Origin of the sequence: Sporosarcina sp. BP05, assembly GCF_014282005.1 — a bacterium.
Taxonomy (GTDB): domain Bacteria; phylum Bacillota; class Bacilli; order Bacillales_A; family Planococcaceae; genus Sporosarcina.
The window spans coordinates 191845-200423 of the sequence record NZ_JACFTD010000008.1 but is presented as its reverse complement, the minus strand read 5'-3'; the positions used below and the strand labels follow the sequence as shown (position 1 = coordinate 200423).

Below are 8579 nucleotides of genomic sequence, written 5' to 3'. Positions count from 1 at the left end.
CATTCGCGTGTCTGCTTTTTTGCGATTCAATTATGCAGGCATCGGCGTATCTGTTGGTTCCGCGTAGCCTTCTCTGTAATTTTCATCGATGAATTCACGGATTTCTTTTAACGATTTACCGTCTTGCGTCATCATTACAGATTGCACAGCGATATCAAGACAAACTTGGCAGCGCGTGCCATGGTCATCCCAGACAACAGAACCATCTTCACGAACTTCGTCGATGAAGCAATTCAAGTTGCTGCCATGGCCTGCACTTTCACCGCACCCACAATAGCATGGCATCCATTTTATAATATCAGTTGAAGTGCCCGCCATTTGATAGACAAGACGCATATCTTCCGACTTGTCATCTAGGAACGATGGCAGGATAGCAGCAGAGGCCGTTACTTCCTGCAAATCACCGTTTGGCACATGCTTCTGTTCCCCATGGGCCATGTCGTGTTCTTTCTCACCTGGCTGCGCTTTTTCTCCGCATGCTGAAAGGACAAGAATCGCCGCAAGCAAGATGAACATTAATTTCTTTTTCATTTATGGCCATCTCCTTATTCGCGTAGTTGTCCTTTCATCATAACCGAGAACCCAACTTTCATTCAGTACAGTTCTGTGAACAATGGTACTGCTGATTACCTGCCAATCATTTTAGACGGATCGACGTACTCGTCAAACTGTTCTTCCGTCAGCAAGCCTGATTTGAGTGCTGCCTCTTTCAGCGTAGTGCCTTCTGCATGTGCAGTTTTCGCGATTTTTGCTGCATTTTCGTAACCGATATAAGGATTAAGTGCCGTCACGAGCATAAGTGAGTTTTGAACTTTACGATCAATTTCTTCACGATTCGGTTCAATCCCGACTGCACAATTGTCGTTGAAACTGATCATCGCGTCACTCAACAACGTCACAGATTGAAGGAAGTTAAAAATGATAACTGGTTTGAAGACATTCAGTTCAAAGTTCCCCTGGCTCGCTGCGAAACCAATTGTGGCGTCGTTCCCCATGACTTGTGCGACAACCATTGTCAATGCTTCGCTTTGTGTAGGATTCACTTTTCCTGGCATGATGGAACTGCCTGGTTCATTCTCTGGAATCGTAATTTCACCAATACCTGAACGTGGTCCACTTGCCAGCCAGCGTACGTCATTAGCAATTTTCATAAGGTCTGCCGCAAGCGCTTTGATAGCGCCATGAACGTAAACAATTTCATCATAGCTCGTAAGTGAATGGAATTTATTTATCGCGGAGGTAAATTCAATTCCCACCGCTGTGCTGATTTCAGCCGCAACACGGTCGCCAAATCCAGTAGGCGCGTTAAGACCCGTTCCAACAGCCGTTCCGCCGATTGCAAGTTCTTTCATTGACTCGACGCTGCCCTCGATCATTTTTTCCGTTTTCTCGAGCATCCGGTGCCAACCGCTAATTTCCTGGCCCAGTGTTAAAGGCGTCGCGTCTTGTAAATGCGTACGGCCGATTTTAATGATATCCATGAACTCTTCGGATTTCTTGCCAAGTGTATCTTTCAATACGCCAATTGCTGGTACAAGTTGCTCTTGTACTGCCACAACGCCTGCAACATGCAACGCTGTCGGGAATGTGTCGTTCGAGCTCTGTGATTTATTGACATCATCGTTCGGATGAAGACGCTCTTCTTCGCCCCACTCTTCAAGAAGTTGATTACCACGGCGTGCGAGCACTTCGTTCATATTCATGTTTGACTGCGTACCGCTTCCTGTTTGCCAAACGACAAGCGGAAAATGATCATCCAGCCTACCAGAGACTACTTCATCCGCTGCTGCAGAGATTGCCTTCATTTTCGCTTCTGTTAGGGCACCATGTGCATGGCTCGCGATTGCGGCTGATTTTTTCAAATGGGCAAATGCACGGATTACGCCAATTGGCATTCTCTCTTCACCAATTTTAAAGTTTTGTTTACTGCGCTGCGTCTGTGCACCCCATAGCTTGTCCGCAGGTACTTTAATTTCACCAAATGTGTCGTGTTCGATACGATAATCCATTCTTCATCCGCCTCTCGATTAGTAGTATTTCCATTATCTCATGATTGGCAACTTTTTTTCATGCGCCCAGTCTTGAATGAACGCTTTTTGCCTAGGGTTTAAGTTTTCCGGTAATTCATCTTTCCCAAAAAAACGATGTGCTTTGATTTCAGCCCCACCCTGTTGCAGTTCACCTGAATATGTCTTGGAATGGAAAATAACTTGTACACTGTATACCTGATCGCCATTCGGATACGTAACAAAACAGGACTCCCCAGAATAAAGACCGAACAGATGAAGATCTTCCACAATCAATCCTGTTTCTTCATAAGTCTCCCTTTTTGCTGTTTCTTCAAACGTTTCCCCCAGTTCCATTACGCCGCCTGGAATACACCAGTTATCCTCATCTGTACGTTGTTGGAGTAGGATTTTATCCAAATAAGTAATAATGACGCCGCAACCTACCGTAAGTAGTGATTCCTTACCAATCATTTGCCTCATTGTTTGAATATAATCCATTTAACTTTCCCCTTTTGGCTTTTTTTATATAGAAAAGACCCGGTTTCCCGAGTCTTTCTCCATTTTTCATTTCCAATTGAATTGGTTGTTCTTTAATGTTTTAATAAATGCATGAATAACCTATTCAATGGCCGATTCCAGTGCAATCTCACTGCCTTTATGGCCGCATGGATAGCCTTTTCTATCGTGTCTTTCATGATGTTGTTCGACAATGAAAGCAGTATATTCTAGCCATTCGACTGTATGCTCTCGCATAGTCTTTGCACCTTCTGTCGTATGGGTCTTCATAATTCCCCACTCTTCAGCTGTTAGTTTCCCGGGTTAAGGCATATGACTACCAACTGATATCTGAATATTGATATTATAACAAAACGCACCAATTTTTCATATACCTTTACCCGATTGACGCAAAACAATGTAGATTAGAGTTCCTGTCTCAGCGCATTTATGACATCAATTTTCGTCGCTTTACGCGCTGGTCGCCATCCTGAAATCATTGCGACGCCTATGCTGATTGTGGAAGCAATAACGACAAGTTGCCAGGGTATGACGGAGAACGTAACAGTCATATCTCCAAAATCCTCTTCACCGAGCGCCGCCGTAACAATGATTGGCAGCACGTAATTCGACACCATGCTCACCCCATAGGAAATAACAACTGCAAGAACCGTCCCAACAATACCAATCCACGCACTTTCCATCAGGAATAGTCGTTGGATTAATTTCGGATCCGCACCAATTGCTTTCATAACACCAATTTCACGCGTCCGCTCTGTTACTGCCATTGTCATCGTATTGAAAATCCCGATAGATGAGATTAAGATTGCGATTGTCCCAACAAATACGAGCCCCGCTTTTAGTGCCAAGAAAAAGACATCTAATTTGTCCAGTTCATCGGATATGGAATACACATTATATCCATCGTCTTTTAATGCAGTAGAGATTGCTTTCACATTTTCTAATTTATCCGCATAGACGTTTACATTGCCATAAAATAATTGCTCTGCGTCTGAATGATCATCTGCCGGCTTGTCCACATGTGTATAATAGATTTTCTCTAACTCTGGAATGATAGATGCGTCAGCGTATATTTTTTGATCTTGCTCCCAATCTTTCGCTGGTTTCTTTCCGATACCAACTATCGTGAGCATCATTTCATCTTCAATCAATTCACCTTCATTGTCACCAACTTGATAGATGAACTGTTCACCAATTAATTTGCCATCATACGTAGTAAATTCACCATCTTCGTTCTCATCTTGTTGATTCATTAGGTATTCAGCAAAATTGCTTCCAACGATGACTTCATTTGCCTTTTCAGGTAAACGCCCTTCCTGAAGCTCAAAGTTCGCTTTCTCTTCTTCTATAAAATCCGTCACAATAAGAGGATTATTCCCAGTAAAGTTACCAATTGAAGACTGCTGTTCCGTCCCTATATTTTGACGGAATACAACTGCTTTTACATGATCCCTTTTCTTCAGCTCAGCAACTTTCTCTTCGTCCATCTCACTTGAGAATACTTCAATTTGTGTCACAAGTCGGTTCGATAAAACCTCTCCCCGAATCGTTTCGTGCAGGCCGAATCCAACTGACGCGAGCACAATTAAGAAAGCTGTTCCCATCGTGGCCGCAAGCACTGTCATAAAGACACGCATTTTATTTTTCTTGATATGTTGCCCTACGAAACTAATCTGGTCTTTAAATTGCATGATGAGCACCGCCTTCCGTTAATACGCCGTCGTGCATTCTGTATACACGATTCGCTGTTTGCGCCACTTCATCGTCGTGTGTAATGATGACGAATGTGATTCCCCTTGTTTTATTAAGCGACTGGATGAGCAAAAGAACGTCCTGTTCCGTTTCCGAGTCAAGGCTACCTGTCGGTTCATCGGCAAAAATAATTGGCGGATCCGTTATAAGCGCACGCGCAATGCTGACACGCTGTTGCTGACCTCCCGATAATTCATTTGGATAATGGTCTTGTACATCCGTTAGTCCAACGCTCTGCATAAGGTCCTTTACTTTCTTCTGTCGCTCACTTTTGTTGATGCCCTTCAACGTCAGTGGCAGCTCAACATTTTCAAACGCCGTCAATCCAGGCATTAGTTGGAAGTTTTGAAAGACGAAACCAAAATGATCTAATCGAAACTTCGCACTTTCTACTTCTTTGAACAAAGATGTCTGTATGCCTTGCACGCTGATTTCTCCACTTTCCGGCGTCAGAAATCCTGCCATAATATGAAGAAGCGTTGATTTACCCGAACCACTTTTTCCGACTATCGATACGATTTCGCCATCTGCAACATCGAACGTCAACCCTTTCAGTACTGGAACCTGCTTCTCTTTACCTTTCTTGCCAATTTTGAATGAATGATTTAAATTACGTACACTAATCATGTGTTCCCCTCCAACTTTCTTTACTTCCTTCATTGTAAGGGAAGAATCTTAAGGGTTTGTGAGGATAATAATGAAGAATTTCTTAAGTTATTTGGAGTGAATTAAGGGGTTATGATTGGTTCTTAATTTTATTTGCTTGGTATGGCGGTGGATATGCTCGGTTCGCAACTTTTTATGCTCGGTATGGCGGTGGATATGCTCGGTTCGCAACTTTTTATGCTCGGTATGGCGGTGGATATGCTCGGTTCGCAACTTTTTATACTCGGTCTGGCAGTGGATATGCTCGGTTCGCAACTTTTTATACTCGGTCTGGCAGTGGATACGCTCGGTTCGCAACTTTTTATGCTCGGTTGCCCCCATTTTCGCACAAAAAATTCAACTACATACCAAATACTATCCATATAAAAAGAGCCCCAAACGCACTGTTGCGTCAGGACTCTCTTCTAGTTAAAAGTTATTTAGTTTCGTCGGCTGCCGCTTGTTTTTCTGCAATCCGTTGTTGTGTGGGTTGCTTCGTATTTGCTGCTTTTATTTCATTTGTAAGCTGGTCAATACTTGGGCGGATATTGCCTTTGCCCGTGTAATTTTCAAGCATTTCCTTGACGTCGATGCCTGATGTTGCTTTCAATGATTCTTGCAATGTTGCCATTAGGTTAGTCGCGTACGACGTTATTTTATTGGCTCCGCCGCCTTCACCGCTGCCGCCTGTATCGACAACAGTAATCTTATCGATATTCGCAAGCGGGCTTGCAATTTGCTTCGCATATTCTGGAATCATTTTAACGATCATATCAAGCATGGCAGCTTGCCCGTACTGCTCGAATGCTTCAGCAATTTTACGTTTCGCTTCTGCTTCTGCAAGACCTTTCAGACGGATAATGTCCGCTTCTGATTCCCCCTGCGCGCGTAGGGAATCGGCTTTCGCCTGCCCATCAAGACGAACTTTTTCTGCATCAGCAGACGCACGTGCTTCAATGCGGTACTTTTCAGCGTCGGCTTCTGTAATTTGTTTGGATTTTTGAGCTTCTGCATTTTGTTCGATTGCATAGCGGTCTGCGTCAGCTTTTTTCTTAACTTCAGAATCATATTGCTTCTCACGACGCAGAATCTCTTTCTCTTCAAGTTCAATTTGCTTTTGACGTTCAATAATGCGAACTTGCATTTCTTGTTCCATGACTTCCTGTTTAGAAACCGCCGTTTGAAGTTCGTATGCTTGGTCGGCACGCGCTTTCGCAACGTCCTGCTCACGACGGTAATCCGCAACTTTCAAATGATTTTCTTTTTCAGCTTCCGCAATTTCAGTTGCACGTTCAATTTCTGCTTTTTGTGCTTCTTTAGATGCTTCTGCATTTTTTATACGCGTTTCTTTCTCGGCTTCAACTGTCGCGATATCCGCATCACGCTTCACTTGTGCGATACGTGGTTTCCCGAGTGAATCAAGATAGCCGTTTTTATCGCGTACATCTTTAATTGTAAATGAAACGATGATGAGTCCCATTTTTGAAAGATCCTGTGAAGCAACACGCTGCACTTCTTGAGAAAACATATCGCGATTTTTATAAATTTCTTCTACTGTCATTGAACCAAGAATCGAGCGCAAATGACCTTCCAATACTTCTTTTGCTTCATTTTCACGATCAGCTTTTGATTTCCCCAAAAATTGTTCAGCAGCTGTTGCGATCTCTATGATCGAACCGCCGATTTTAATGATTGCCGTTCCATCCGCCATAACAGGAACACCTTGCTCCGTGTAGACTTCCGGCGTTGTAACCTCAAGCTTACTCGACAACAGGCTAAGTGGTGCCGCTTGTTGGAATACTGGCAACAGGAACGTCCCTCCGCCCCGGATGATCTTAATACGATTGCCCGAATCATCCTTATGTACATTTTTAGAACCTAGATAACTTCCTGTCACGATTAGTGCTTCATCTGGTCCAACTGTGCGGTACTTTGTGATGAAGACGAGAACCAGTGCTAGTAAAACAAACGCAACTACTCCAAGTGCAATCCAAATTTCCATCTGTTTTTCCCCCTTTTTTAGTTGAAGCGGAATGGTTCATACTCTTTAACGATGAATGTTCCATCTTTCACTTCAATGATCAATACTTCTTTTCCGTACTCAATTGCCGTGTTCTCATACCCTACTGCCCTCTTAGAAATCATGCCATTCACCGATTCGATAACAATTTCACCGAATCCATCAACTGGAACAGGCACAATCACTTTCCCAACACGACCCATCAGCGACTCATCCGTATACGCGAGCGACACTTCCGCCGATTTCAGTGGAAGCAGGACGAATAAGTATAATAGAAGATCGAGTACAAAAGCAGTGACAAGTGCAATGACTAGAATAAGGCCACTGTTCCACGTTGTTACAAGCTCCAATATATAACCGCAAGCAGCTACAAATGTTATGAATGCAAGTACAACCGCTGGATCTAAGAATGGACTAACTTCGCCGATTCCTTCCGCCATATCACTAAATAAGATATACAATAACGTCGCTAGACCGGCGATGATCAGCGCAACTAAATATACTTGCACAATTGGCATCCCGAACAGTTCCATTTCAACACCCCCACTTCCACCTTTTTTGTCTCACCTATATATACGTCCCATTATCCCGAAAGTTTCAATTTACTGAAAATTAATTCCCAAATTCACTCCACATGAATCAAACCGTTTTTCCTGGCAATGTGAATTTCATTTTCTATCCTAGTGGTTTCCTGGGTAGTAATATTACCCTGCTTCAATTTCTAGATTGATACTATTTAGCCAAAGTTTCCGATTAACGCGTGCAGACAAATTTTCTAATTTCAACATACCCTCACCTCTTACGTTAATTTTACTGAGTTTGTGGGTATGCTGTGGAATATATTCCGTGACCTTTCCCTCATGACAAATGTCACTTTATTTATACCGATTACCCCTTTGTAAAGATTGTGTAAATCCCGTGCGGATTTCGTCGAATTTTGTAGGTATCTTAAATTATTTTTGCTATGATGGGATTATTAAAAATTATTCCCCCTATTTGGATGGAGGCACAACAATGTTTAGCCAACGTAAACCTGATCCTTTTTTCACAGCACTGTTAACGATTGCTGAAAATGTACAAGAAGCAGTCCATTACGCAAACGACTTTAAAGTAGTCAATGTCGATGATTTGAAAGAAGTAAGCATTAAGCTCAAAAATTACGAGACAGAAGGCGATACGCTAATTCACGATCTCATTATAAAGCTTAATAAATCATTTATGACACCAATTGAACGAGAAGATATTATGAATTTGGCCATTAAAATGGACGATGTTCTCGATGGCATCGAAAGTTTTGCAGCTCATCTTGAAATGTTTTCGCTAACCGAAATAGATGAATATGTACAGATGTTCATGGAGAATATTGTTAAAAGTACAGACGAAATTGTTAAAGCGATGAAATTACTCGCAAGAAAGAAACTTGAAGCGATGCATGATCATGCGGTTCTCATTAAAGAATACGAACGAATTTGTGATGAAATTCACCGTACATCCGTCAAACAACTCTTCATTAACGAAAAAGATCCAATCCGTATCATCCAGCTCAAAGACATTTACGAACAACTAGAAGATATCGCCGATTATTGCCAGAACGTTGCCAACACAATCGAAACAATTATTATGCGTAACGCATAAGG

9 protein-coding genes and 1 pseudogene are annotated in these 8579 nt (G+C 42.5%); 2 read left to right on the top strand and 8 right to left on the bottom strand.

Annotation, left to right across the window (positions count from 1 at the left end; all coding sequences use genetic code 11):
* Positions 1-30 precede the first annotated feature (30 nt).
* The 6 genes and pseudogenes from H2672_RS11960 to H2672_RS11935 all read right to left on the bottom strand — a co-directional run bounded on the left by H2672_RS11960 (position 31) and on the right by H2672_RS11935 (position 4904).
* Positions 31-531: a PCYCGC motif-containing (lipo)protein gene (locus H2672_RS11960; protein ID WP_186671600.1), complete on the bottom strand. Its 501-nt coding sequence runs from the start codon at positions 529-531 to the stop codon at positions 31-33.
* A gap of 95 nt (positions 532-626) precedes the next feature.
* Positions 627-2009 carry a class II fumarate hydratase gene (gene fumC, locus H2672_RS11955; protein ID WP_186671598.1) on the bottom strand — a complete coding sequence of 461 codons (1383 nt, stop codon included), beginning with the start codon at positions 2007-2009 and terminating at the stop codon, positions 627-629.
* A 33-nt stretch (positions 2010-2042) separates the two neighbouring features.
* Entirely contained in the window at positions 2043-2507 is a 465-nt protein-coding gene (locus tag H2672_RS11950; RefSeq protein WP_186671596.1) for an NUDIX hydrolase, read from the bottom strand.
* Between the two features lie 120 nt (positions 2508-2627).
* Positions 2628-2813, bottom strand: a pseudogene (locus H2672_RS11945) (HD-GYP domain-containing protein); the annotation flags it as partial.
* 116 nt (positions 2814-2929) lie between these two features.
* Positions 2930-4216 carry an ABC transporter permease gene (locus H2672_RS11940; protein WP_186671592.1) on the bottom strand — a complete coding sequence of 429 codons (1287 nt, stop codon included), beginning with the start codon at positions 4214-4216 and terminating at the stop codon, positions 2930-2932.
* Positions 4206-4904, bottom strand: a complete 699-nt coding sequence (locus tag H2672_RS11935) for an ABC transporter ATP-binding protein (RefSeq protein ID WP_186671590.1) — start codon at positions 4902-4904, stop codon at positions 4206-4208. Before H2672_RS11935 ends, H2672_RS11940 begins: the two co-directional genes overlap by 11 nt.
* 132 nt (positions 4905-5036) lie before the next feature.
* Here H2672_RS11935 and H2672_RS11930 point away from each other — a divergent pair, with 132 nt between their 5' ends.
* Entirely contained in the window at positions 5037-5309 is a 273-nt protein-coding gene (locus H2672_RS11930) for a hypothetical protein (protein WP_186671588.1), read from the top strand.
* Between the two features lie 49 nt (positions 5310-5358).
* On the opposite strand, the gene H2672_RS11925 is transcribed toward H2672_RS11930, so the two are convergent.
* On the bottom strand, positions 5359-6924 hold the full coding sequence (locus tag H2672_RS11925; RefSeq protein WP_186671586.1) for a flotillin lipid rafts scaffold protein FloT: 1566 nt from the start codon (positions 6922-6924) through the stop codon (positions 5359-5361).
* Positions 6925-6941: 17 nt separating this feature from the next.
* Positions 6942-7475 carry an NfeD family membrane protein gene (locus tag H2672_RS11920; RefSeq protein WP_186671584.1) on the bottom strand — a complete coding sequence of 178 codons (534 nt, stop codon included), beginning with the start codon at positions 7473-7475 and terminating at the stop codon, positions 6942-6944.
* A 481-nt stretch (positions 7476-7956) separates the two neighbouring features.
* Here H2672_RS11920 and H2672_RS11915 point away from each other — a divergent pair, with 481 nt between their 5' ends.
* Entirely contained in the window at positions 7957-8577 is a 621-nt protein-coding gene (locus H2672_RS11915; RefSeq protein WP_186671582.1) for a DUF47 domain-containing protein, read from the top strand.
* Positions 8578-8579: the final 2 nt, after the last annotated feature.

Bases quoted from the DNA above. Each gene is read 5' to 3' on its own strand.
- H2672_RS11950 (WP_186671596.1), bottom strand. From the start codon at position 2,507: ATGGATTATATTCAAACAATGAGGCAAATGATTGGTAAGGAATCACTA.
- fumC (WP_186671598.1), bottom strand. From the start codon at position 2,009: ATGGATTATCGTATCGAACACGACACATTTGGTGAAATTAAAGTACCT.
- H2672_RS11925 (WP_186671586.1), bottom strand. From the start codon at position 6,924: ATGGAAATTTGGATTGCACTTGGAGTAGTTGCGTTTGTTTTACTAGCA.
- H2672_RS11935 (WP_186671590.1), bottom strand. From the start codon at position 4,904: ATGATTAGTGTACGTAATTTAAATCATTCATTCAAAATTGGCAAGAAA.
- H2672_RS11960 (WP_186671600.1), bottom strand. From the start codon at position 531: ATGAAAAAGAAATTAATGTTCATCTTGCTTGCGGCGATTCTTGTCCTT.
- H2672_RS11920 (WP_186671584.1), bottom strand. From the start codon at position 7,475: ATGGAACTGTTCGGGATGCCAATTGTGCAAGTATATTTAGTTGCGCTG.
- H2672_RS11940 (WP_186671592.1), bottom strand. From the start codon at position 4,216: ATGCAATTTAAAGACCAGATTAGTTTCGTAGGGCAACATATCAAGAAA.
- H2672_RS11915 (WP_186671582.1), top strand. From the start codon at position 7,957: ATGTTTAGCCAACGTAAACCTGATCCTTTTTTCACAGCACTGTTAACG.